The 24227-nt window shown below is 66.6% G+C and carries 22 protein-coding genes; 12 read left to right on the top strand and 10 right to left on the bottom strand.

Annotated features, from left to right (window positions below):
* Positions 1 to 24 precede the first annotated feature (24 nt).
* A complete protein-coding gene (locus ACTRWB_RS00615) occupies positions 25 to 1551 on the top strand; it encodes an AMP nucleosidase (RefSeq protein WP_129516860.1) in 1527 nt (508 codons plus the stop codon).
* Positions 1552 to 1672: 121 nt separating this feature from the next.
* On the opposite strand, the gene ACTRWB_RS00610 is transcribed toward ACTRWB_RS00615, so the two are convergent.
* Genes ACTRWB_RS00610 through ACTRWB_RS00600 form a run of 3 tightly spaced genes read right to left on the bottom strand, consistent with a single transcriptional unit; the run spans position 1673 to position 3987 of the window.
* Positions 1673 to 2644, bottom strand: a complete 972-nt coding sequence (locus tag ACTRWB_RS00610) for an aldo/keto reductase (protein ID WP_446900577.1) — start codon at positions 2642 to 2644, stop codon at positions 1673 to 1675.
* A gap of 25 nt (positions 2645 to 2669) precedes the next feature.
* Complete coding sequence (locus ACTRWB_RS00605; RefSeq protein ID WP_419687521.1) at positions 2670 to 3479, bottom strand: SDR family NAD(P)-dependent oxidoreductase; 810 nt, start codon at positions 3477 to 3479, stop codon at positions 2670 to 2672.
* Between the two features lie 52 nt (positions 3480 to 3531).
* Entirely contained in the window at positions 3532 to 3987 is a 456-nt protein-coding gene (locus tag ACTRWB_RS00600) for a cupin domain-containing protein (protein ID WP_446900576.1), read from the bottom strand.
* A 164-nt stretch (positions 3988 to 4151) separates the two neighbouring features.
* Between ACTRWB_RS00600 and ACTRWB_RS00595 the strand changes: the two genes are divergently transcribed.
* On the top strand, positions 4152 to 5084 hold the full coding sequence (locus ACTRWB_RS00595) for a LysR family transcriptional regulator (protein ID WP_129516864.1): 933 nt from the start codon (positions 4152 to 4154) through the stop codon (positions 5082 to 5084).
* Positions 5085 to 5147: 63 nt separating this feature from the next.
* Here the strand turns inward: ACTRWB_RS00595 and ACTRWB_RS00590 are convergent, their stop codons facing one another.
* The 4 genes from ACTRWB_RS00590 to ACTRWB_RS00575 all read right to left on the bottom strand — a co-directional run bounded on the left by ACTRWB_RS00590 (position 5148) and on the right by ACTRWB_RS00575 (position 8558).
* A complete protein-coding gene (locus ACTRWB_RS00590; protein WP_446900575.1) occupies positions 5148 to 5711 on the bottom strand; it encodes a tautomerase family protein in 564 nt (187 codons plus the stop codon).
* Between the two features lie 150 nt (positions 5712 to 5861).
* Positions 5862 to 6854 (bottom strand): GlxA family transcriptional regulator, encoded by a 993-nt coding sequence (locus tag ACTRWB_RS00585; protein WP_446900574.1) that lies wholly within the window; start codon positions 6852 to 6854, stop codon positions 5862 to 5864.
* A 245-nt stretch (positions 6855 to 7099) separates the two neighbouring features.
* Positions 7100 to 7408: a hypothetical protein gene (locus tag ACTRWB_RS00580; RefSeq protein ID WP_419687512.1), complete on the bottom strand. Its 309-nt coding sequence runs from the start codon at positions 7406 to 7408 to the stop codon at positions 7100 to 7102.
* A gap of 391 nt (positions 7409 to 7799) precedes the next feature.
* A complete protein-coding gene (locus ACTRWB_RS00575) occupies positions 7800 to 8558 on the bottom strand; it encodes an LOG family protein (RefSeq protein ID WP_129516867.1) in 759 nt (252 codons plus the stop codon).
* Between the two features lies 1 nt (position 8559).
* On the opposite strand from ACTRWB_RS00575, the gene polA reads away from it, so the two are divergent.
* The 3 genes from polA (at position 8560) to ACTRWB_RS00560 (ending at position 14193) form a co-directional block, all read left to right on the top strand.
* The gene (gene polA, locus ACTRWB_RS00570; RefSeq protein WP_446900573.1) at positions 8560 to 11313 is read left to right on the top strand and encodes a DNA polymerase I; all 2754 of its coding nucleotides are present in this window, start codon (positions 8560 to 8562) and stop codon (positions 11311 to 11313) included.
* Between the two features lie 280 nt (positions 11314 to 11593).
* Positions 11594 to 12928: an NAD(P)/FAD-dependent oxidoreductase gene (locus ACTRWB_RS00565; protein WP_343490395.1), complete on the top strand. Its 1335-nt coding sequence runs from the start codon at positions 11594 to 11596 to the stop codon at positions 12926 to 12928.
* Positions 12929 to 13317: 389 nt separating this feature from the next.
* Positions 13318 to 14193, top strand: coding sequence for a dienelactone hydrolase family protein (locus tag ACTRWB_RS00560; protein WP_446900572.1), 876 nt, complete (start codon positions 13318 to 13320; stop codon positions 14191 to 14193).
* 58 nt (positions 14194 to 14251) lie between these two features.
* On the opposite strand, the gene ACTRWB_RS00555 is transcribed toward ACTRWB_RS00560, so the two are convergent.
* Both ACTRWB_RS00555 and ACTRWB_RS00550 read right to left on the bottom strand, forming a co-directional pair.
* Complete coding sequence (locus ACTRWB_RS00555) at positions 14252 to 15121, bottom strand: sulfurtransferase (protein ID WP_446900571.1); 870 nt, start codon at positions 15119 to 15121, stop codon at positions 14252 to 14254.
* Positions 15122 to 15238: 117 nt separating this feature from the next.
* Complete coding sequence (locus ACTRWB_RS00550) at positions 15239 to 16345, bottom strand: aromatic ring-hydroxylating oxygenase subunit alpha (RefSeq protein ID WP_129516872.1); 1107 nt, start codon at positions 16343 to 16345, stop codon at positions 15239 to 15241.
* 271 nt (positions 16346 to 16616) lie between these two features.
* Between ACTRWB_RS00550 and ACTRWB_RS00545 the strand changes: the two genes are divergently transcribed.
* The 4 genes from ACTRWB_RS00545 (at position 16617) to folE2 (ending at position 20741) form a co-directional block, all read left to right on the top strand.
* Positions 16617 to 16910 carry an exodeoxyribonuclease VII small subunit gene (locus ACTRWB_RS00545; protein ID WP_011355806.1) on the top strand — a complete coding sequence of 98 codons (294 nt, stop codon included), beginning with the start codon at positions 16617 to 16619 and terminating at the stop codon, positions 16908 to 16910.
* Positions 16907 to 17791 carry a polyprenyl synthetase family protein gene (locus tag ACTRWB_RS00540; RefSeq protein WP_446900570.1) on the top strand — a complete coding sequence of 295 codons (885 nt, stop codon included), beginning with the start codon at positions 16907 to 16909 and terminating at the stop codon, positions 17789 to 17791. The genes ACTRWB_RS00545 and ACTRWB_RS00540 overlap by 4 nt, the downstream gene beginning before the upstream one ends.
* A gap of 81 nt (positions 17792 to 17872) precedes the next feature.
* On the top strand, positions 17873 to 19777 hold the full coding sequence (dxs, locus tag ACTRWB_RS00535) for a 1-deoxy-D-xylulose-5-phosphate synthase (protein ID WP_048250241.1): 1905 nt from the start codon (positions 17873 to 17875) through the stop codon (positions 19775 to 19777).
* Between the two features lie 154 nt (positions 19778 to 19931).
* Positions 19932 to 20741 carry a GTP cyclohydrolase FolE2 gene (gene folE2 / locus ACTRWB_RS00530; protein ID WP_446900569.1) on the top strand — a complete coding sequence of 270 codons (810 nt, stop codon included), beginning with the start codon at positions 19932 to 19934 and terminating at the stop codon, positions 20739 to 20741.
* Between the two features lie 87 nt (positions 20742 to 20828).
* Here folE2 and tsaD read toward each other — a convergent pair whose 3' ends face one another.
* The gene (tsaD, locus tag ACTRWB_RS00525) at positions 20829 to 21869 is read right to left on the bottom strand and encodes a tRNA (adenosine(37)-N6)-threonylcarbamoyltransferase complex transferase subunit TsaD (protein ID WP_048250243.1); all 1041 of its coding nucleotides are present in this window, start codon (positions 21867 to 21869) and stop codon (positions 20829 to 20831) included.
* A gap of 121 nt (positions 21870 to 21990) precedes the next feature.
* On the opposite strand from tsaD, the gene ACTRWB_RS00520 reads away from it, so the two are divergent.
* The 3 genes from ACTRWB_RS00520 to ACTRWB_RS00510 all read left to right on the top strand — a co-directional run bounded on the left by ACTRWB_RS00520 (position 21991) and on the right by ACTRWB_RS00510 (position 24224).
* Positions 21991 to 23220, top strand: coding sequence for an NAD(P)/FAD-dependent oxidoreductase (locus tag ACTRWB_RS00520; protein ID WP_446901390.1), 1230 nt, complete (start codon positions 21991 to 21993; stop codon positions 23218 to 23220).
* Between the two features lie 106 nt (positions 23221 to 23326).
* Positions 23327 to 23539 carry a 30S ribosomal protein S21 gene (gene rpsU / locus ACTRWB_RS00515; RefSeq protein ID WP_006751743.1) on the top strand — a complete coding sequence of 71 codons (213 nt, stop codon included), beginning with the start codon at positions 23327 to 23329 and terminating at the stop codon, positions 23537 to 23539.
* Between the two features lie 238 nt (positions 23540 to 23777).
* Positions 23778 to 24224 carry a GatB/YqeY domain-containing protein gene (locus ACTRWB_RS00510; RefSeq protein WP_048250245.1) on the top strand — a complete coding sequence of 149 codons (447 nt, stop codon included), beginning with the start codon at positions 23778 to 23780 and terminating at the stop codon, positions 24222 to 24224.
* The last annotated feature ends 3 nt before the right edge of the window (positions 24225 to 24227 follow it).

Here is a 24227-nt window from a genome sequence, read left to right as displayed (position 1 = left end):
GTCGGATCAGACGAGGTGATGAAAATGAAGAACGATTTGAGCCGCCGGCACCGAGTGCTGACGCCCGAGAGCCCGTCGGTCGAGGCTTTCGACGATTCGATCGCCGCCGTCGCGCGGCTGTCCGCCATCTACGACACGAATACCGGCTTCCTGCGCGACGCATTCGCGCGCTATCGCCGCCACGAACCGATTACCGAGCACGTGCGCGCGTGCTACCCGTTCGTGCGGATCCGCACCGACGTCAACACGCACGTCGACTCGCGCCGTTCGTACGGTTTCGTCGCGGGCCCCGGCGTGTTCGAGACGACGGTCACGCGCCCCGATCTCTTCGCGAACTACTATCGCGAGCAATTGCGCCTGCTGTCGAAGAACCACCACGTCAAGATCGAGATCGGCGTGTCGTCGCAGCCGATTCCGATTCATTTCGCGTTTCCGGAAGGCATCCATCTCGAGGGTGAGCTCGACCGCGACCGCCTGCTCGCGATGCGCGACATCTTCGACACGCCCGACCTGTCGTATCTCGACGACCGCATCGTCAACGGCACGTTCGAGCCGGCGCCGGGCGAGCCGCATCCGCTCGCGCTGTTCACGGCCGCGCGCGTCGACTTCTCGCTGCACCGGCTGCGCCACTACACGGCGACGTCGCCCACGCATTTCCAGAACTACGTGCTCTACACGAACTACCAGTTCTACATCGACGAGTTCGTGAAGCTCGGCCGCACGATGATGACGGAAAGCACCGATCCCGAGGTGCGCGCGTACCGCAGCCAGTACAGTTCGTTCGTCGAGCCGGGCGATGTCGTCACGTACAACGCGAACCTCGGCAGCGAGCCGGCCGAGGGCGCCGCGCCGCCGCGCCTGCCGCAGATGCCCGCGTATCACCTGAAGCGCGCGGACGGCAGCGGGATCACGATGGTCAATATCGGCGTCGGTCCGTCGAATGCGAAGACGATCACCGATCACATCGCGGTGCTGCGCCCGCACGCGTGGGTGATGCTCGGTCACTGCGCGGGGCTGCGCAACACGCAGCGCCTCGGCGACTACGTGCTCGCACACGGTTACGTGCGCGAGGATCACGTGCTCGACGCCGACCTGCCGCTGTGGGTGCCGATTCCGGCGCTTGCCGAAGTGCAGCTCGCGCTGGAGCGCGCGGTGGCCGATGTCACGCGGCTCGAAGGCGTCGAACTGAAGCGCGTGATGCGCACGGGCACGGTCGCGAGCGTCGACAACCGCAACTGGGAACTGCGCGATCATCGCGAGCCGGTGCAGCGGCTGTCGCAGAGCCGCGCGGTCGCGCTCGACATGGAAAGCGCGACGATCGCCGCGAACGGCTTCCGGTTCCGCGTGCCGTACGGCACGCTGCTGTGCGTATCGGACAAGCCGCTGCACGGCGAGCTGAAACTGCCGGGGATGGCCGACACGTTCTATCGCGGGCAGGTCGATCAGCATCTGCAGATCGGCGTGAAGGCGATGGAGATCCTGCGCACGAACGGGCTCGACAAGCTGCATAGCCGGAAGCTGCGGAGCTTCGCGGAAGTGGCGTTCCAGTAAGCGTGACAACCGGCGGGCCTTGCGGGGCGCCGCCGCCGGGTTTTACGCCGTCCGGCCTGCCGGAGGTGGTTTGCTCGGCTTCAGTCCTCTGATTCGACTCGGTCGGTTGCCGTGGCCGTGGTTACCATTGCACCGGCTCGATCGTCCGGTCGAACGCGGCTTCGAGCAGCGCGGTTTCTCGATCGTCAAGCGTCAGGTCGAGCGCCGCGAGCGCATCGGTCACGTGATGCGGCTTCGACAATCCGACGATCGGCGCCGTGACGCCGGGCCGTCGCAGCGCCCACGCGAGGGCGATCCGGGCGGGCGCCAGGCCGCGTGCCTGCGCCACCTGTCCGACGGCCTCGACGGTCGCCGCGACCGCATCGCGGCCGTCGTACCAGGACACCATCTGCCGGTCCGTCGCGGCCCGCGTCGTCCCCGCATCGCGTGAGCCGGCCAGCAACCCGCGGCCTAGCGGCGACCACGGCGTGTACGCGATGCCTTCCTCGATGCACAGCGGCAGCATGTCGCGTTCGTCGCCGCGGCAGATCAGGCTGTACTGGCTCTGCATCGACGCGAACCGGGCGAGGCCGTGATGCCGCTGGAATGCGAGCATTTTCATGAACTGCCACGCATGCATCGACGAGGCGCCGAGATAACGGACCTTGCCGCTCCTCACGATTGCGTCGAGCGCGTCGAGCGTTTCGTCGATCGGCGTATCCGGATCGAACCGGTGAACGACGTAGAGATCGACGTAATCGGTCCCGAGGCGCTGCAGCGACGCGTCGATGCTCGCGAACAGATGCTTGCGCGACAGCCCGTGCGCATTCGGACCGTCACCGGTCGGGAAGAACACCTTGGTCGCGATCACCACGTCGTCGCGCGTCGCGAAATCGCGCAGCGCGCGACCGAGGATGCGTTCGCTCTCGCCGCCCGAGTAGATGTCGGCCGTGTCGAAGAACGTCACGCCGGCGTCCAGTGCCGCGCGGATGAACGGGCGCGCTACGTCCTCGGTCGCGACCCACGGCCGCCACGACGGATCGCCGTAGGTCATGCAGCCCAGGCACAGCTTCGACACCTTCAGCCCGGACGTTCCCAGTCTCACGTACTCCATTGATTCATCCTCCTTGCGACGCCGATCAGCGCATGCCGCCGATCGTGTAGCCGCCGTCGACGAGGATCGATTCGCCGGTCACGAAGCGCGCTTCGTCGCTGCAGAGCCAGACGGCCGCGTCTGCCACGTCCTCGGGGGTGCCGATCCGTCGCGCGGGCGTGAACGCGGCGAACGGGCGAAACATCTCGTCGTCGCCGAACCGGCGCGCCATCGGCGTGTCGATGATGCCGGGGTTGACGTTGTTGATCCGGATCCCGTGCGGGCCGCCTTCGAGCGCGACCGCGCGCACCAGCGCATCGAGCGCGCCCTTGCTCGCCGAATAGGTCGACGAGCCGGCAAGCGCGCCTTTCGCGAGCCAGGACGACGTGTTCACGATCGCACCGCCGCCGTGCGCGAGCATCGCCTCCATCTCGTATTTGATCGACAGCCAGGTGCCCTTGAGGTTGGTGGCGATCACGTCGTCGAAGTCGGCTTCCGTCTGCTCGACGATCGGCTCGAACGTGCCTTCCGTGCCGGCGTTGTTGAACGCCGCGTGCAACGCGCCGTAGCGTTCGACCGTTGCGTCGACGAGCGCGCGTACGCCGTCGGCCGAGGCGATGTCGACGGGGATTGCGAACGCTTCGCCGCCGCGTTCGGCGATCGCGCGCACGGTGTCGTCGAGCGGCGCCGCGCGGCGTCCGGCCACGACGACGCGGGCGCCGTCGCGCGCGAACGCGAGTGCGGCTGCGCGGCCGATGCCGGTGCCGCCGCCCGTGACGAGCGCGACGCGCCCGTCGAGCCGGGGCCGCGGCTGCGTCGTGGAGGAGGGAGTGGACAGGGGGTGTGAATCGGACATGATGGGTGGCGCTCCGCGTCAGGGTGAAACGAGCCGGCCGAAGGGCCGGCGCTCAGTCTTCGCCGTCCGGAACGGTCAGCGGTGCGCCGGGCGTGCCGGCGTAGAACACGATCAGCTCGGCGGTTTCGTCGCCGGTCTCGCCGCGATGCGCGCCATCGACCATTTCCGGCACCACGTCGCCGGGGCCGAGCGCCAGCCGCTTGCCGTCGCTGCGGCGCACGGCGGTCAGATGGCCCGACAGCACGTAGCCGATGTTGATCGACGGATGCGTGTGCCAGGGCAGTACGGCGTGCGGCGGGATGGTGTAGCGTACGACCGTCACCTCGGGCTGATGCGTCGGGTAGGCTTGGTAGGGCGAACCGTCCCATGCGTGCGTGGTTCGCAGCAGCACCGTTTCGACGACGCGGGCGGGCGCATCGTCCGCGAGCGCGGGCGACGACGCACCGGCGATGATCGAGGCGACCGCGACGGCGGCCCGGAAGGCGATGGGAAACGAGCGCAGGTTCATGGTGAGCGGCCCGTGCGGGCTGATCGTCGAGGATGGCGCCATTGTGCGAAGCGGGGCGGCACGCGAGTAGTACCGATCCGGTTGTAACCGATTCAACTTGACGGACCGGCGTCGCGACGCCATTGACGAGTGCCCGGACGTGCCGGGTTCGACAGGAGCACCGAATGGATCGTTTGAAGGCGCTGACGGTATTCGTCCGCGTCGCAGCCGCGGGCGGGATCAGCGCGGGCGCACGCGAGCTCGGCATGACGCCGCAGGCGGCCAGCAAGCAGGTCGCTGCGCTCGAGGCGTTGCTGAACGTGCGGCTGTTCCAGCGCTCGACGCATCACATCGCGCTGACGGCCGAGGGCGAGCGCCTGCTCGCGCAGTGCCGCGGCGCGGTCGGGGAACTGGAAACCGCATTGCGTACGCTCGACGACGATCGCGCGCACGCGGTCGGCACGATCCGCGTCGCGGCGCCTTACTCGCTCGCCCGGCGCTTTCTCGCGCCGTTGCTCGGCGAGTTCTGCGACCGGCAGCCGGGCGTGACGGCCGAGCTGATCGTCAGCGACGACATGGCCGACATCGTCGAGCAGCGGATCGACATCGCGGTGCGGACCGGCAATCTGCCCGACAGCGGGCTGATCGCGCGTCGCGTCGCCGATCTGCAACTGGTCGTCTGTGCGGCGCCGGCGTATCTGCGCCGCCACGGCGAGCCGCAAACGATCGATGCATTGCGCGATCACCGCTGCACGGCGTTCCTGTATCCGCGCACGGGCAAGCCGTTTCCATGGGAATTCCTCGTCGACGGCCGCGTCGACACGCAACAGGTGCACCCGTTCATCGCGACCAACGACATCGACGCCGAGCTCGACATCGTGCTGAGCGGTGCCGCGATCGGCCAGTTCTTCGGTTATTCGGTCCACGCGCACGTGCGCGAGGGCCGTCTCGTGCCGCTGCTGACGAAGCACGCCACGTCTCGCTACGGGCTCTATCTGTGCATGCCGCAGCGCACCCATCTTCCGCTGCGGAGCCGGTTGCTGATGGATTTCCTTGCGGCCCGGCTCGGCGCGCATCCGGAACTCGCGCCACTCCCGCTGGCGGAGGCGCCGGCTTGACGCGCGGCGCCCGGGTTGCGAGCGCGCCGATGCGCTCGGGTGTCGGATACCGGCGCGCGTGCGTCAGTGCGCGGGTGTGGCGGTGCCGCCGTGCGACCGATCGCGCTGCGTATCTCGCATCGCATCGAGGACGGCCTCCAGCATTCCGATCGCGTCCGCCTGCCGCTTGATCGCCAGCCGCTGTTCCCCGAGCGAGCGCAGCGTCGCTCCGCCGAAATATTCCATGATGTCCGGCAGGCGGCGTACGACGCCGCGGCTGCCCCAGCAGCCGTCGTCGATTTCCGTCGGCAGCACCCAGACGCGCGACGCGATGGCGTCGAGCGGAACGCCTTCCGCGCGTGCAACTGCGGCCGTGACGTCGGCGATCAACCCGGCGCGCGCGGCGTCCGTGTACTGGCCTTCCGGCACGGTCGGCACGATCCGGTAGATGGGTGCCGGCGCCAGTTCGCCGGAGCGGTACACGGCCGCCGGCCGGTGGACGAAGATCCACGTCACATCCCGCACGCGCGGGTCACTCGGGTCGAGTCCTTCGTGACGGATCAGGATCTCGGTCAGTTCGCTCATCAACTGCGCTTCGGCTGGCTGCGCGAGTGCGCTTTCGGGGATCGCGACGTCGATCATCGGCATGGTGTTGTCCTGGTTCGGTTGAGAGGGCGTCGTTCCCGGTTCCGGGCGACGTGAACCCAGTGTAGGAACCGCGCCCTTGCGCGCGAAGTGGCGAAACTGCCATTCGGCAATGCCATTCCGGACATTGCGATCGATGCCGATGCTCGGCGGCTAGCGCATGAAGCGGCGGCGATATTCTCCGGGCGCAATGCCCGTCTCGCGCTTGAACAGCTGGCGAAAGCCGCTGATGTCCGTATAGCCGACGCGCTCGCAGACCGCGTCGACCCCGATCTTCGTTTCGGCCAGCAGCCGCTTCGCGACCTCGATCCTGAGCGTCTGCAGATACTTGAGCGGCGGTGCCCCCACGGCCTCCCGGAAGCGACGATGCAGCGTGCGTTCGCTCATCGCCATGTGCTCGCTCAAGCGGGCGAGGCTGAATGGTTCGCGCAGGTGTCTTTCCATCCAGCGCAGCGCGCGCGCAACGGACGCATCATCGTGTCCGGCGCGGCTCATCTGTGCGACATCGATGTACGAATCCTGCGAAATGCGGTTCATGTCGATCAGCATGAGCTTCGCGACGGACGCCGCGAGACGCGGGTTCGCGAGCTTGTCGACGAGGCGCAGCGCGAGATTCTGATACGACGTGATGGCGCCGCCGCAGAGTATGCCGTCCTGCTCGGTGAGCACCTCCGATGCGCGCAGCGCGACGTCCGGGTAACGCGCCTGGAAGCTCGAGGCTTTCGACCAGTGCGTGGTGGCGGCGCGCCCGTCGAGCAAGCCGGCCTCGGCCAGCAGGAACGCGCCCGTGCAATAAGTCGCGATCAGCGTGCCGCGCGCATGCTGTCTGCGTAGTGCGTCGAGCAGCGGCGCGAGCGAGCCGGGGCGTGCGAGCAGCCGCTCCAGATCGGCGACGAACGGCGCGGTCAGCCAGATCGCATCGGCGGCACTCCCACCGTCGATCGTGCCGTCGACCGGGACGAGCTGGCCGGAGGCCGTGCGAACCGGCCGGCCGTCGATCGATTCTATGCGCCACCGGAACGGGGTGACTGTCCGGCGGGCCGGCGTCGTAGGGGCGAGATGATTGGCCGCGGTAAGGATGTCGGTCGGCGCGGCGATGCCGGACGCGAGGGCATGGTTGACTGCCCAGATCCTGATGAGTGGCATGGTGGCGGAAATGGCCTTGTGTGAGGCCGATCCTACCACCTCACATCATGTGTCCGCAGCGCATGACCGACTGCCGGATGCGCGGCCGGATGGCCTGCGCGTTGTGCGATCGGCCTGCACCGGGGTGCCCCGTTCGGTATCCCGGCGACGGTCGCGTTTTCCAGAAGCGGGGCGCCAGAAACGACAAGGCCGCCCGGCGCCGAAGCGCGCGGGCGGCCCTGCTTGTCAGGCGAGGGTGAGGTCGATCAGCACTCGCCTTTCTTCGCGTGTCCCGGCGGGCAGTGGTAGTCGCCGCGGCGGTCGTGGTCGTCGTGACCGCGATGACGCTGGTGATCTTCCCACTCGCGGCGTTCCCAGTAACGGTGGCCGTCCCAGTAGCGGTCGCCATGCCAGCCGACGATGACCGCGGGCCCCGGAGCGACCATGACGGGTGCGGGGGCGACGACGACCGGCGCGGGCGTGCCGATGTTGACGTCGACGTTGACTGCATGAGCGAGGCCGGACAGCGAAAGGCCAAGGCCGGCGAAGGCGAGGGCGATCAGCGAGCGTTGCATGTTCTTTTCCGTGAGGTCGTTATGAATAGGCCGGCGCGACGCGATGGAAGCGAGGGGGACCGTTCCACCGGGGGGAACGCCGCGCCGACAGAATGCAGTGTGCGGGCGCGTGACGGAAAAGGCGAGGCGGGTTTATTACAGCGGGTTGGCGGCCGGCGAGGGCGGGGTACGGGTATCGGGCCGCGCAATTTGACAATGGCGGGCCGCGGGTATGGACGATTGCGCCGCGTCGCGCGGCACCGGCTGCACGGATTTGACATTCGACGGCGCGCGGCCGCGAAACCCGATTAACAGCGCGTTACAAAGTGACGCGCGGCAGGTGGCAGAATCGCCGGCCTGCCGCGCGGGAAGCAGTGCGCCGGCCGTCGGGCCGGCTCATGCCACCGATGAATTACAGATAGAACATCCGGTCTTCGTCAGGCCGCGGCTGCTGCTCTTCCGAGCCTTCGCCTTCCTCTTCGCCGCTGTCCTCGTAGAACGCGAGCACTGCTTCGAGCACCTGGTCGGGATCGTCGATCACCTGCATCAGATCCATGTCTTCCGGATTGATCAGGCCCATCGGAATCAGTTGGTCGCGGAACCATTGCAGCAGCCCCTTCCAGAACTCGCTGCCGACGAGGATGATCGGCACGAGGCGCGATTTTTTCGTCTGGATCAGCGTGAGCACTTCGGACAGCTCGTCGAGCGTGCCGAAACCGCCCGGCATCACGATCACCGCATCCGAGTTCTTCACGAACGTGACCTTGCGCGTGAAGAAGTGGCGGAAGCGCAGCGAGATGTCCTGGTAGTGGTTGCCGGCCTGCTCGTGCGGCAGCTCGATGTTCAGGCCGACCGACGGCGCCTTGCCGGCGTGCGCGCCCTTGTTCGCGGCTTCCATGATGCCGGGGCCGCCGCCGGAGATCACGGCGAAGCCGGCGTCGGACAGCTTGCGCGCGATCTGCGCGGCCAGCTTGTAGTGCGGCGTATCGGGTTTGAGGCGGGCAGAACCGTAGATGCTGACAGCCGGGCGGATCTCCGACAGGTACTCGGTCGCCTCGATAAACTCTGCCATAATCGTGAACATCTGCCACGATGCGCGCGCCTTCTTGGCCGTCGCGCGTTCTTGATCTGCGAGCGAACGCAGACTCGGAATCACTTTTCTCTTGTTCATAATGCCTGAAGAACGAAATCTGGAAGGTAAGACCCTGCTATTGGTTGACGGTTCGAGCTATCTGTATCGGGCCTACCATGCGATGCCTGATTTGCGTGGCCCTGGCGGGGAGCCGACAGGAGCGCTCTACGGAATCATCAACATGCTGCGCCGTATGCGCAAGGAAGTCAGTGCAGAGTATAGCGCTTGCGTGTTCGATGCAAAGGGCAAGACGTTCCGTGACGACCTTTATGCCGACTATAAGGCAAACCGTCCGTCGATGCCGCCCGACCTCGCATTGCAGGTCGAGCCGATCCACGGCGCCGTGCGTGCGCTCGGCTGGCCGCTCCTGATGGTCGAAGGTGTCGAGGCCGACGACGTGATCGGCACGCTCGCGCGCGAAGCCGAACGGCACGGGATGAACGTGATCGTGTCGACGGGCGACAAGGATCTCGCGCAGCTCGTGAGCGACCACGTCACGCTCGTCAACACGATGACCAACGAGACGCTCGACCGCGACGGCGTGATCGCGAAATTCGGCGTGCCGCCCGAGCGGATCATCGACTATCTGGCATTGATCGGCGACACCGTCGACAACGTGCCGGGCGTCGAGAAGTGCGGGCCGAAGACGGCCGTGAAATGGCTGGCGCAATACGACAGCCTCGACGGTGTCATCGAGCACGCGGGCGAGATCAAGGGCGTGGTCGGCGACAACCTGCGTCGCGCGCTCGACTTCCTGCCGCTCGGTCGCCAGCTCGTGACCGTCGAGACGGCCTGCGATCTCGCGCCGCATCTCGAATCGATCGAAGCGTCGCTGAAGAGCGACGGCGAAGCGCGCGACCTGATGCGTGACATCTTCGCGCGCTACGGCTTCAAGACGTGGCTGCGCGAAGTCGACAGCGCACCGGCGGAAGGCGGTGGCGCCGATGCGCCGGAAGGCGAGCCGGCACCGGTGGTGGCGGCCGACATCGTGCGCGAATACGACACGATCCAGACCTGGGAACAGTTCGACGCGTGGTTCGCGAAGATCGACGCGGCCGCGCTGACCGCGTTCGACACCGAGACGACCGCGCTCGACCCGATGCTCGCGCGGCTGGTCGGCCTGTCGTTCTCGGTCGAGCCGGGCAAGGCGGCCTACCTGCCGGTCGCGCACCGCGGCCCCGACATGCCCGAGCAGCTTCCGCTCGACGAAGTGCTCGCGCGCCTGAAGCCGTGGCTCGAATCGGCCGATCGCAAGAAGGTCGGCCAGCACATGAAATACGACGCGCAGGTGCTCGCGAACTACGACATCGCGCTGAACGGCATCGAGCACGACACGCTGCTCGAATCGTACGTGGTCGAATCGCACCGCACGCACGACATGGACAGCCTCGCGCTGCGTCATCTGGGCGTCAAGACGATCAAGTATGAAGACGTGGCCGGCAAGGGCGCGAAGCAGATCGGTTTCGACGAAGTGGCGCTCACGCAGGCCGCCGAATACGCGGCCGAAGATGCGGACGTCACGCTGCAACTGCATCACGCGCTGTATCCGCAGGTCACGCGCGAGCCGGGCCTCGAGCGTGTGTATCGCGAGATCGAGATGCCCGTGTCGCTCGTGCTGCGCAAGATGGAACGCACGGGCGTGCTGATCGACGACGTGCGCCTGCAGGCGCAGAGCACCGAAATCGCGACGCGTCTGATCGAACTCGAAGGGCAGGCGTACGAACTGGCGGGCGGCGAATTCAATCTCGGCTCGCCGAAGCAGATCGGGCAGATCTTCTTCGAGAAGCTGCAGTTGCCGGTCGTGAAGAAGACGCCGAGCGGCGCGCCGTCGACCGACGAGGAAGTGCTGCAGAAACTGGCCGAGGACTACCCGCTGCCGAAGCTGCTGCTCGAGCATCGCGGGCTGTCGAAGCTGAAGTCGACCTATACCGACAAGCTGCCGCGGATGGTGAATCCCGCAACGGGCCGTGTGCACACGAACTATGCGCAGGCCGTCGCGGTGACGGGCCGCCTCGCATCGAACGATCCGAATCTTCAGAACATTCCGGTGCGCACGGCCGAAGGCCGGCGGATCCGCGAGGCGTTCATCGCATCGCCGGGCCACCGCATCGTGTCGGCCGATTATTCGCAGATCGAACTGCGGATCATGGCGCACATCTCGGGCGACGCGTCGCTGCTGCGCGCGTTCTCGCAGGGCGAGGACATCCACCGCGCAACGGCCGCCGAGGTGTTCGGCGTGACGCCGCTGGAGGTCCATTCCGACCAGCGCCGGATCGCGAAGGTGATCAACTTCGGGCTCATCTACGGGATGAGCGCGTTCGGGCTCGCGTCGAACCTCGGCATCACGCGCGACGCGGCGAAGCTCTATATCGACCGTTATTTCGCCCGCTATCCGGGCGTCGCGCAGTACATGGAAGACACGCGCGCGATCGCGAAGGAGAAGGGCTACGTCGAAACCGTTTTCGGTCGCCGCCTGTGGCTGCCGGAGATCAACGGCGGCAACGGCCCGCGCCGCCAGGCGGCCGAGCGCGCGGCAATCAATGCGCCGATGCAGGGCACGGCGGCCGACCTGATCAAGCTGTCGATGATCGCGGTGGACGACTGGCTCACGCGCGACCGGCTTGCGTCGCGGATGATCATGCAGGTGCACGATGAACTGGTGCTCGAGGTGCCCGACGACGAACTGTCGCTCGTGCGCGAGAAGCTGCCGGAAATGATGTGCGGCGTCGCGAAGCTGAAGGTGCCGCTCGTCGCCGAGGTGGGTGCCGGCGCGAACTGGGAAGAGGCACACTGACGCACCCCCGAGCGGTTCCCGTTTCCCGCGGCATATTGTTGCAGGGATGCTGAATATCGAGATGGTTTGCTTGTGGTCAACGCGCAAGCTCCCGGACAATGCATGTCGGTCATGTCATTGAAGCGGGGGCGGCGCGCCCCGCGTTCCGGGATCGGACGCATCGAAGTGCTTCGAACTGCACATCGATGATGTCCGAACCGGTTAATCCACCGGGCGGCAAGAATGCATCGCGTTCGCGGCGTCCGGCGGCAGCAGTTTCGAATCGCAAAGGGGGAATCAGATGCATCGGATCATCATCGTAGGCGGAGGCGCGGGCGGCCTGGAACTGGCGACGCGGCTCGGCGACCGTTACGGCGCGCGCGGCAATCGTCCCGCGCGTGCGCTTGTCACGCTCGTCGACCGCAATCCGACCCACATCTGGAAACCGCTGCTGCACGAGGTGGCGGCCGGCAGCATGGACCCGTTCACGCAGGAGCTCGAATATGCGGCGCAAGCGCGTTGGCACGGCTTCGAGTTCCAGCAGGGCGAGCTGACCGGGCTCGACCGCGCGGCCAAGCGCGTCACGCTGTCGCCGATCAACGACAGCGACGGCGAGGAACTGCTGCCGGCGCGCGAGCTGGAATATGACACGCTCGTGATCGCGATCGGCAGCACGACCCACTTCTTCGGCGTGCAGGGCGCGCCGGAAAACGCGATCGCGCTCGATACGGTCGGGGAGGCCGAGCGCTTCCGCAAGCGGCTGATCGCCGCGTGCATGCGCGCCGAGCACCAGGCACCGGCGCCGACCGCGCCGGGCGACACGGCCGAGCCGCGCATCCAGGTCGTGATCGTCGGCGGCGGCGCGACGGGTGTCGAGCTGTCCGCGGAGCTGCGCAACACGGCACAGGTGCTGTCCGTGTACGGGCTGCACAAGCTCGACCCGCGTCACGACGTCGGCATCGTGCTGATCGAATCGGGGCCGCGGATTCTGCCGGCGCTGCAGGAGCGCGTGTCGGCGGCGACTGCCGAGCTGCTCGAAAAGCTCGGTGTGCGGCTGATGCTCAGCGAGCGCGTGACCGAGGTCGCGCCGGGGCTCGTGCATACCGCGAGCGGCAAGACGGTGCGCGCGGACCTGACGGTCTGGGCGGCCGGCATCAAGGCGCCGTCGGTGCTTTCGCATCTCGACGGCCTCCAGGTCAACAAGCTCGGCCAGCTCGACGTGCGCCGCACGCTGCAGACCTTCACCGACGACAACGTGTTCGCGCTCGGCGATTGCGCGGCATGCGTGTGGCCCGGCAACGAACGCAACGTGCCGCCGCGTGCGCAGGCCGCGCACCAGCAGGCGAGCTTCCTGCTGAAGGCGATCGGTTGCCGGCTCGACGGGCGTCCGCTGCCGGAGTTCACGTATCGCGATTTCGGTTCGCTCGTGTCGCTCGGCCACTTCAGCGCGGTCGGCAACCTGATGGGCGGGCTGATCGGCGGCAACATGCTGATCGAAGGGCTGTTCGCGCGCTTCATGTACATGTCGCTGTACCGGCTGCACATCGCGGCGCTGCACGGCTATCCGCGGATGATGCTCGACACCGTCGCGCACTGGCTGCGGCGCACGACGCTGCCGCGCGTCAAGCTGCACTGACCGCGCGTTCGCGCGACGGGCGGGCGGGGCGTGCGCACGACATGCGTGTTCCCCGCCCGTTGTTCTTTGCGGGCAGCCGGAAGGTCGTGTGTGCGCTTGCCGGGCAGCATCGTCCGCGCGTTTTCCGTTTCATTTCGCAAGCATCCGGTCGCGCGACGACGATCGAAATACACTGGCCGCACTACGATCGGAGCGGTCGGATCGAATCGTCGTAATTGAGTCTTACACATCTGACAGTTGACGCGACAACGGATTATTGGGCATCTTGTCCGAGTTTTCGTTTGCGGCGGGGTGCCAACCGCCGCGATATTCGCGCCGCGCGCCGACACGATGCTCCGTCATGCCGCATCCATGATCGTGACGGTGGCGCTCAATCGAGGAGTGCATTCATGTTGAAACCCGAAGTCGACAGCCTGGTCCCCCACGTCCCGTTCTCGCGCCGCAAGTTCATGCAGGCCGCGCTGGGCGGCACCTTCGCGGCGGCCGTGCTGCCCGTGTCGGCGCAGACGGTCACGACCGACAGTGCCGGGCTGGACGTCGACACCGTCGAGATCCGCTCCGGCGACGCGAGCGTGCCGGCCTATCGCGCGCAGCCGGCCGGCAAGACGAACCTGCCGGTCGTCATCGTGATCCACGAGATCTTCGCGGTGCACGCGCATATCGCCGATGTCTGCCGCCGTTTCGCGAAGCTCGGCTACCTCGCGATCGCGCCCGACCTGTTCGCGCGGCAGGGCAGCGTGTCGACGTATCCGACGATCCAGGGGCTCGTCGACAACATCGTCAGCAAGGTGCCGGACCGGCAGGTCACCGAGGATCTCGATGCGACCGTCGCATGGGCCGGCAAGAACGGCGGCGACCTGGCGCGTCTCGGCGTGGCGGGGTTCTGCTGGGGTGGTCGCCAGGCGTGGCTGTATGCGGAACATAACCCGCACGTGCGGGCGGCCGTCGCGTGGTACGGGTTCGTCGAGGGCAAGACCGACGAGATGACGCCGTTCAATCCGGTCGATCATGCGTCGCAGCTGAAGGTGCCCGTGCTCGGGCTGTACGGCGAGAAGGATACGAACATCACGCAGGCGTCGCTTGCCGACATGCGTAAGGCGATCCAGACGAGCGATTCGAAGCTTGCGCGCGAATCGGAGATCGTCGTGTATCCGGATGCCGGTCACGCGTTCTTTGCCGACTACCGGCCGAGCTATGTGAAGGGCGATGCCGAAGAAAGCTGGAAGCGCGCGATCGCGTGGTTCCACAAGTACGGCGTGCTGTAAACGGCACGCGGCGGCCGAATGGCCGCCGCTTCGCTTCGCCGGTGCGCCGCGCGCCGGCTTACGGGTTCGGGCCGGTGGCGATCGGCCGCGACGGATCGGCGCTCCATTCGCTCCACGAACCCGGATACAGCGACGCGCCGTGCAGCCCCGCAATCTCCAGCGCAAGCGCGTTGTGGCAGGCGGTGACGCCGGAGCCGCATTGCAGGATCACGCTGTTCGGTTCGATGCCCGCCAGCAGCGTGGAGAACGTCTCGCGCAGTTCATGGCCGGTCTTGAAGCGGCCGTCGGCGGTCAGGTTGTCCTTGAAGAACCGGTTGCGCGCGCCGGGGATGTGGCCGCCGACACGATCGATCGTTTCGTTTTCGCCGCGGTAGCGGTCCGGTGCGCGAGCATCGATCACGACGCGCGTGGGCGACTTGATGTTCGCGAGCACGGCTGCCGCGTCGACCGTCGATTCGAGCGGCGCGCCCGCGCGGAAGTCGCCGGCGGCCGGTTGCGGCACGTCGGTCGCCAGCGGCTGGCCGGCTGCTTCCCAGGCCTGCAGGCCGCCGTCGAGCACGGCCACCGAATCGTGGCCGAGCCAGCGCAGCAGCCACCACAGGCGCGCCGCGTAGGCACTGCCTTGTGCGTCGTATGCGACGACCTGCTGGCCCTGCTTGAGGCCGCGGCTGGCGAGCAGCGTGGCGAGTGCATCGCGGGTCGGCAGCGGATGGCGGCCGTTGGTGCCCGTCTTGCGGCCCGACAGGTCGCGGTCGAGATGAAGATACTGCGCGCCGGGGATGTGGCCGGCCGCATAGGCGGCTTCGCCCGCGCCCGGATCGGCGAGATCGAAGCGGCAATCGAACAGGACGACGCTGCCGGGCGCCGCGGCCAGGCGCTCGGCGAGATTGGCGGCGGAGATGAGCGTGGTGTAATGGGTGTGTGGCATGACGGCTCCCTGGAGTGCGAATGACCTGACACTCCAAGTCTAAACAAAAAAAGACGGGCCGAAGCCCGTCTTTTCGTCTGCCGGATGGGGCGCGGCGACAAAGCGCCGCACCGGCCGTCAGATGTCGCCGAGGTGGCGGCGCAGGAACTCGTGGAAGTGCTGCATGCCGTCTTCCATCGGGCTCTGGTACGGGCCGACCTGCGACTCGCCGCGTGCCATCAGCGCACGGCGGCCTGCGTCCATCCGCATCGCGATCTCGTCGTCCTCGACGGCCGTTTCCATATAGGCGGCGCGTTCGGCCTCGACGAATTCGCGTTCGAACAGCGCGATTTCCTCGGGGTAATAGAACTCGACGATGTTGGTCGTCTTCTGCGGGCCGCGCGGGATCAGCCACGATACGACGAGCACGTGCGGATACCACTCGATCATCAGGCCCGGGTAGTAGACCATCCAGATCGCGCCGAACTCCGGCGGCACGCCGTTGCGGAACTTCAGCACCTGCTCGTGCCATTTCTGGTAAGTCGCGCTGCCCGGTTTCGCGAGTGCATTGTGCACGCCGACCGTCTGCACGCTGTACCAGTCGCCGAATTCCCACTTGAGGTCGTCGCACGACACGAAGCTGCCGAGGCCCGGGTGGAACGGGACGACGTGGTAATCCTCGAGGTAGACCTCGATGAACGTCTTCCAGTTGTAATCGCACTCGTGCACTTCGACGTGATCGAAGAGGTACTCGGAGAAATCGAAGTGATGTTTCGTGCCGAGGTGCGCGAGGTCGCGCGCGACATTCCGGCCTTCGGCCTCGAACAGCAGCCCCTGCCAGTTCTGCAGCGGGCTCTTGCCGAGGTTCAGGCACGGCTTCTCGGGGAAGTGCGGCGCGCCGAGCAGTTCGCCTTCCAGATCGTACGTCCAGCGGTGCAGCGGGCACACGATGTTCTGCGTGTGGCCGCGCCCGTTGAGCATGATGGCCTGCCGGTGGCGGCAGACGTTCGACAGCAGTTCGATCTGGTTCGCCTGGTTACGGACCAGCACGCGGCCTTCCTTCTCGGACGGCAGCGCAAAATAATCCCCCGCCTCGGGCACCATCAACTCGTGCCCGACGTAACGAGGTCCTTTCTTGAAGAGGGTTTCGATCTCGCGCTCGAGTAGCGCCTCATCGAAGTATGCAGTGACTGGAAGCTGGCTGTGAGCCGACTTCAACTGAAGCGCATCGCTCAGATTGGACATTCCCACTCCCGGTGTTAGCGTGAAAGCAGTGAACAACCCAACCATCGAAAAATCGATTTAGGGAAACGGAGAATTATACCCGGTTCGCCTCGCAAGGCTAGAATTAAGTGCCTGATTTGTGTCAATTTTTTGTCCGGCGACAATCAGGAGGCGCACACTGTGCATCGGAGGTGGGGCCAGAATATGCACGAGGCCGCCCACGTCGGCAGATCGGAGAATTCTCTTTTGCCGTAGAATGTCCGACTTGTTTTGAAATTTGACACCCTCGTCCATGGCGAAAACCGCATCCCCAGGCGCCACGCCGCCCGGTAATGGCACCGAACCGTTGCCGGACAATTATGAGATGGCGCTCGCGGAACTCGAGACGCTGGTTGCCCGGATGGAAGGCGGCGCGTTGAGCCTCGAGGATTCACTGACGGCATACCGCCGCGGTGCGACCCTCGTTGCGTTTTGCCAACAGCAGCTTGAGAAAGTGGAGCAGCAGGTTCGCGTGCTCGACGGCGCGACGCTGAAGCCGCTTTCGTCCGGAACGGCCGCCACGGACGGCGAAGACGACGATCTATGACATTCGAACAATGGACGCGGTCCGTGCTTGACCGTGTCGAAGACGCACTCGGCCATTATTTGCCCGCTGAAACCGCGATGCCCGCGCAACTCCACGAGGCGATGCGCTACGCGGTCCTCGGCGGCGGCAAACGCGTTCGCCCGCTGCTGTGCCATGCAGCAGGCGAGTTGACCGGCGCGACGGAAGCGGCGCGCAACGCGGCGGCGGCGGCGCTGGAGATGATCCACGTCTACTCGCTCGTGCACGACGACATGCCGTGCATGGACGACGACGCGCTGCGACGCGGCAAGCCGACCGTGCACGTGCAGTACGACGAGCCGACGGCACTGCTCGTCGGCGATGCGCTGCAATCGCAGGCGTTCGTCGCGCTGACCGACGCCGAAGCGCTGACACCGGTGCAGCAGGCGGCGCTCGTGCGCGAGCTTGCGCTCGCGAGCGGCTCGATCGGCATGGCCGGCGGGCAGGCGATCGACCTGGCGAGCGTCGGCCTCAAGCTGACGCGCGAGCAGCTCGAGACGATGCACCGGATGAAGACGGGCGCCTTGTTGCGCGCGGCCGTGCGGATGGGCGCACTGGCCGGCGACACGCCGACGGCGGAAACGATGGCTGCGCTCGACGTCTATGCGGGGGCCGTGGGTCTGGCCTTCCAGGTCGTCGACGATATTCTCGACGTCACGACCGATTCGGCGACGCTCGGCAAGACGGCCGGCAAGGATGCCGCGAACGACAAGCCGACCTACGTTTCGATCCTCGGCCTCGAGGCGTCGCGCGAGCTCGCAGCGCAACTGCGCGCCGAAGCGCATGATGCGTTGAAACCGTTCGGCGCACGCGCACAGCGTCTCGCCGAACTTGCCGACCTGGTAGTGAACCGGGTCAGCTGACGCGAAAGCCCGCCGCCGCGCACACGCTACGGTGCGTGCAAAAGAATGCGGGCGCGTTTGATTTCCTACAATGGAACGACGATGTACGACTTGCTGAAAACCATCGACGACCCGGCGGATTTGCGCCGCCTCGATCGTCGCCAACTGCAACCGCTCGCGGATGAACTGCGCGCGTTCGTGCTCGACAGCGTGTCGAAGACGGGCGGCCATTTGTCGTCCAACCTCGGGACGGTCGAGCTGACGATCGCGTTGCACTACGTGTTCAACACGCCGAACGATCGCATCGTCTGGGATGTGGGTCACCAGACCTATCCGCACAAGATCCTGACGGGCCGCCGCGACCAGATGCATTCGCTGCGCCAGTACGACGGGATCTCGGGCTTCCCGCGCCGCAGCGAATCCGAATACGACACGTTCGGCACCGCGCACTCGAGCACGTCGATTTCGGCCGCGCTCGGCATGGCGATCGGCAGCCAGCTGAACGGCGACGACCGCTTCTCGATCGCCGTGATCGGCGACGGCGCGATGACGGCCGGCATGGCGTTCGAGGCGATGAACAACGCGGGCGTGTCGGAAGACGCGAAGCTGCTCGTGATCCTGAACGACAACGACATGTCGATCTCGCCGCCGGTCGGCGCGCTGAATCGCCATCTCGCACGCCTGATGTCGGGCCGCTTCTATGCGGCCGCGCGCGCGGGCGTCGAGCGCGTGCTGAGCGTGGCGCCGCCGGTGCTCGAACTCGCGCGCAAGCTCGAGGAGCATGCGAAGGGCATGGTCGTGCCGGCCACGCTGTTCGAGGAGTTCGGCTTCAACTACATCGGCCCGATCGACGGTCACGATCTCGATTCGCTGATCCCGACGCTGCAGAACATCCGCGAACTGCGCGGCCCGCAGTTCCTGCACGTGGTGACGAAGAAAGGCCAGGGCTACAAGCTCGCCGAAGCCGATCCCGTGCTCTATCACGGCCCCGGCAAGTTCAATCCGGCCGAAGGCATCAAGCCGTCGCCCACGCCCGCGAAGAAGACGTACACGCAGGTGTTCGGCGAGTGGCTGTGCGATGAAGCCGAGCGCGATTCGCGCGTCGTCGGCATCACGCCCGCGATGCGCGAAGGCTCGGGCATGGTCGAGTTCGAGAAGCGCTTCAAGGATCGTTACTACGACGTCGGCATCGCCGAGCAGCACGCGGTGACGTTCGCAGGCGGCCTCGCGACCGAAGGGCTCAAGCCGGTCGTCGCGATCTACTCGACGTTCCTGCAGCGTGGTTACGACCAGTTGATCCACGACGTCGCGCTGCAGAACCTGCCGGTCGTGTTCGCGATCGACCGCGCGGGCCTCGTCGGCGCGGACGGCGCGACGCACGCGGGTGCGTACGATCTCGCGTTCATGCGCTGCATCCCGAACATGACGGTCATGACGGCATCCGACGAGAACGAATGCCGCCAGATGCTGCACACGGCACTGCAGCAGCCGAACCCGACCGCGGTGCGCTATCCGCGCGGCGCGGGCACGGGCGTGCCGACGGTGAAGGAACTCACCGAGATTCCGCTCGGCAAGGGTGAAGTGCGTCGCCACACGGCGCAGCCGGAAGGCAAGCGTGTCGCGATCCTCGCGTTCGGCACAATGGTCGCACCGTCGCTCGCCGCGGCCGAGGAACTCGACGCAACCGTCGCGAACATGCGCTTCGTGAAGCCGGTCGATGCCGCGCTCGTGCGCGAACTCGCCGAGACGCACGACTACCTCGTGACGATCGAGGAAGGCTGCGTGATGGGCGGCGCGGGCTCGGCCTGCGTGGAAGCCCTGATGGAGAGTGGGGTTATCCGACCCGTACTACAATTGGGCCTCCCTGACCAGTTCGTCGATCACGGCGACCACGCAAAGCTGTTGTCGCAATGCGGCCTCGACGGCGCGGGCATCGCGAAATCGATTCGCGAACGCTTCCTGAACCCGGCGGCCGATGTCGCCGGTCAGGCGAAGCGCGTCGCATAAGCTGGCACCGCCCGCGGGCGGTGTCGGTGCGACTGGCGCAACCGGTCTTCATTGATGCGGAAAACATGGGCCTGCGGGCCCATGTTGCTTTTCCGGCTGCCGCATGACGCGGCGTGCGCGTTGTCGAACGCGCGGCTTACAAGGATTGAACAAGATGAACCAGATGAATCCCGCCTTCGTGATGCCCGACGTGCAGAGCACGGTGGATACCCGCCAGATTCCGATTCAGCGCGTGGGCGTGAAGGCGGTCCGGCATCCGTTGACGGTGTGTACCGAAAGCGGCGACGTGCAGCCGACCGTCGGTGTCTGGAATCTCGATGTGCGCCTGCCGGCCGACCAGAAGGGCACGCACATGTCGCGCTTCGTCGCGCTGCTCGAAGAGAACCGCGCGCCGCTGACGGTCGAGCGTTTCCGCGCGATGCTCGCGTCGATGCTCGAGAAACTCGAAGCCGAGGCCGGCCGTATCGAGGTGACGTTCCCGTACTTCGTGAACAAGACGGCGCCGGTGTCCGGCGTGCAGAGCCTGCTCGACTATGAAGTGACGCTTGCGGGCGAAAGCCGCAACGGCGACACGCGTCTGTTCCTGAAGGTGCTTGTGCCCGTGACGAGCCTGTGCCCGTGCTCGAAGAAGATCTCGCAGTACGGCGCGCACAACCAGCGCTCGCACGTGACGATCGATGCCGAACTCGCGGGCGACCTGCCGGTCGAGGCGCTGATCCGCATCGCTGAAGAAGAGGCGTCGTGCGAGCTGTGGGGCCTGCTGAAGCGCCCGGACGAGAAGTTCGTCACCGAGCGTGCATACGAGAACCCGAAGTTCGTCGAGGATCTCGTGCGTGACGTCGCGCAGCGTCTCGATGCGGACGAGCGCGTGGTCGCGTACGTGCTCGAAGCCGAGAACTTCGAGTCGATCCACAATCACAGCGCCTATGCGTTGATCGAACGCGACAAGCGGCTGGCAGCATAACGCCGCGGCGTTTTGTCGCGCCGATGAAAAAGGCCGCTCGTTTGAGCGGCCTTTTTGTTGTTCTGCCCGGGCGTCGCGTTGCGCGACTCAGCGTGCGAGCGATGCGAGATCCCAGCGCGGCTTCACCGTGAATGCGTAGTCGGCGTTCGCCTGCTCGGGCCAGCGCGCGAGCCGCAATGCACCGGCGAGCGCGATCATCGCGCCGTTGTCGGTGCACAGCGCGAGATCGGGGTAATGCACGTTGAAGCCGCGCTTCGCGGCGGCGGCCGACAGCGCGTCGCGCAGTTGACGGTTTGCGCCGACGCCGCCCGCGACCACGAGGCGCTTGAGCTTCGTTTTCTTCAGCGCCGCGAGCGACTTCGCGACGAGCACGTCGACGGCTGCGTCGACGAAGCCGCGCGCGAGGTCGGCCTTCGCGCGTTCGAGCGCTTCACCGGTCAGCTGCGCCGCTTCGAACTTCTTCATTTGCGTGAGCACGGCCGTCTTCAGGCCGCTGAAGCTGAAGTCGAGATCGCCCGAATGCAGCATCGGGCGCGGCAACACGACTGCGCCTGGCGTGCCCGTTTCGGCGAGCTTCGACACTTCCGGGCCGCCCGGGTAGCCGAGGCCGATCAGTTTCGCCGTCTTGTCGAACGCTTCGCCGGCCGCATCGTCGAGCGTTTCGCCGAGCGTCTCGTACACGCCGACGTCGGTCACGCGCATCAGTTGCGTATGGCCGCCGGAAACCAGCAGCGCGACGAACGGGAACGGCGGCGGCTCCGCGACGAGCAGCGGCGACAGCAGGTGGCCTTCGAGGTGATGGATGCCGACGGTCGGCTTGTTCCACGCGAGCGCGAGCGCATTCGCGATGCTCGCGCCGACCAGCAGCGCGCCGGCGAGGCCGGGGCCTTGCGTGAACGCGATCGCGTCGATGTCGTCGCGGCGCGTGCCGCTTTGCGCCATCACTTCCTCGAGCAGCGGCAGCGCGCGGCGGATGTGGTCGCGCGACGCGAGCTCGGGCACGACGCCGCCGTAGTCGCGGTGCATCGCGATCTGCGAGTGGAGCGCGTGTGCGAGCAGGCCGCGCTGCGTGTCGTAGAGCGCGAGGCCGGTTTCGTCGCAGGAGCTTTCGATGCCGAGAACGAGCATGGGTGCGGGCGGGGCGCGCCGTATCGAGCGCGCCGCAGGAAGGTCAACGTAACCGGAAATTATAGCAGGCGAGGGCCGGCCGCCGCTGGCTGCGGCCCGGGCCCGATGCCGGGCAGGTACAATCCGCGCCATGGAAACTTTTGACATCGCCGTGATCGGCGCGGGCGCCGCCGGGATGATGAGCGCCGCGGTCGCCGGGCAGCTCGGCCGCCGCGTCGTGCTGATCGATCACGCGCCGCGGCTCGCCGAGAAAATCCGCATCTCGGGCGGCGGCCGCTGCAACTTCACGAACCTGTATGCAGGCCCCGACAACTACCTGTCGTCGAATCCGCATTTCGCGCGCTCGGCGCTGGCGCGCTATACGCCGCGCGACTTCCTCGGGCTGCTCAAGCGCCATCACGTGACCTGGCACGAAAAGCACAAGGGCCAGCTCTTTTGCGATCACGGCAGCGACGCGGTCATCGACGTGCTGAAGCACGAGTGCGATGCGGGCGGCGTCGCGTGGCGCCGGCCGGTCGTCGTCGACGCGGTGCGCCACGCACCGTCCGACGGCTTCACGCTCGACACGCAGCAGGCGGGGCCGATCGGTGCGCGCGCACTGATCATCGCGACCGGCGGCCTGTCGATCCCGAAGATCGGCGCGACCGACTTCGGTTACCGGCTCGCGAAGCAGTTCGGCCACAAGCTCATCGATACGCGGCCCGCGCTCGTGCCGCTCACGTTCGCGCAGCAGGACTGGGAGCCGTTCGCCGCATTGTCCGGCGTGTCGCTCGAAGTGCGCGTGTCGACCGGCGACAAGAAGCGCGGCGGCGAATTCGTCGAGGACCTGCTGCTGACCCATCGCGGCCTGTCCGGGCCCGGCATCCTGCAGATCTCGAGCTACTGGCAGCCTGGCGACCCGATCCGCGTCGACCTGCTGCCGCAGCGCGACACGGTGGCCGACCTGCTCGACGCGAAGCGCACGTCGAAGCGCCAGATCGGTTCGCTGCTCGCGGACTGGGTGCCGTCGCGCCTCGCGCATGCGTGGCTCGACACGCATCGCGTCGCGGCCGACGCGCGGCTCGCGGACCTGCCCGACAAGACGCTGCGCCAGATCGGCGACGCGCTGTCCGGCTGGACGCTGACACCGAACGGTACCGAAGGCTACAAGAAGGCCGAGGTGACGAAGGGCGGCGTCGATACGCGGGAACTGTCGTCGGCGACGATGATGAGCGCGCGGGTGCCGGGACTGTACTTCGTCGGCGAGGCGGTAGACGTGACGGGCTGGCTCGGCGGCTACAACTTCCAGTGGGCGTGGGCGTCCGGCACGGCGGCCGGGCAGGCCGCGGCGGAGTATTCGCGCGGCGCGTGACATGCCCGGCAGGCCCGGTTTTAGCGGGACCAGGCCCCGTGCCTTTGAGCAATCGCTCTGCTATACTCGGTAGTCTTTCCCTGCAAACCTTTATTCGTGTCGGATCATGACGATCATTCGCGTTAAAGAGAACGAGCCGTTCGAAGTTGCAATGCGTCGCTTCAAGCGCACGATCGAGAAGAATGGTCTGTTGACCGAGCTTCGCGCGCGCGAGTTTTTCGAGAAGCCGACCGCGGAGCGCAAGCGCAAGAAGGCTGCTGCAGTGAAGCGTCATTACAAGCGTATCCGCAGCCAGACGTTGCCGAAGAAGTTGTACTGAACGATTGGGCGCCGCGCGGTTCGCTAAGCGGCGCACCGGCGACTCCGTGCGATCGGGCGCGATCACGGACGATCAAGCGCAATCGTGCAGCCGGTCGGGAAACCGATCAGTTGGCCGATCAGGCAGCGAGCCGCCGATGCCGGATTCGAGCAACCCGCTTGAGACACTGTCCCAAGCGGGTTTTTGTGTTGACGCCTGTTCGCGGGCGTCGGATTCACGTTTCCATCCCGGGTGAAAGATGAGTTTGAAAGAGCAGATCAGCGAAGACATGAAGACCGCGATGCGCGCGAAGGACAGCGAGCGCCTGTCGACGATTCGACTGCTGATGGCCGCGATCAAGCAGCGCGAAGTCGATGATCGGGTCACGCTCGACGACGCGGGCATCACGGCCGTGATCGACAAGATGATCAAGCAGCGCAAGGATTCGATCAGCCAGTTCCAGGCCGCCAGCCGCGACGATCTCGTCGCGAAAGAGCAGGCCGAACTGGTCGTGCTGGGCGCCTACATGCCCGCGCAACTGTCGGACGCCGAAGTGGCGGCCGAAGTCCAGGCGGCGGTCGCGCAAACCGGCGCGGCCGGCCCGCAGGACATGGGCAAGGTGATGGGCGTGCTGAAGGGCAAGCTCGCGGGCCGTGCCGACATGACGGCCGTTTCCGCGCAGGTCAAGGCCGCGCTCACCAAGTAAAAC

It is taken from the genome of Burkholderia sp. YIM B11467, from assembly GCF_052952715.1.
The sequence above is the reverse complement of the archived record's forward strand: the minus strand, read 5'-3'. Positions and strand labels throughout refer to the sequence as shown.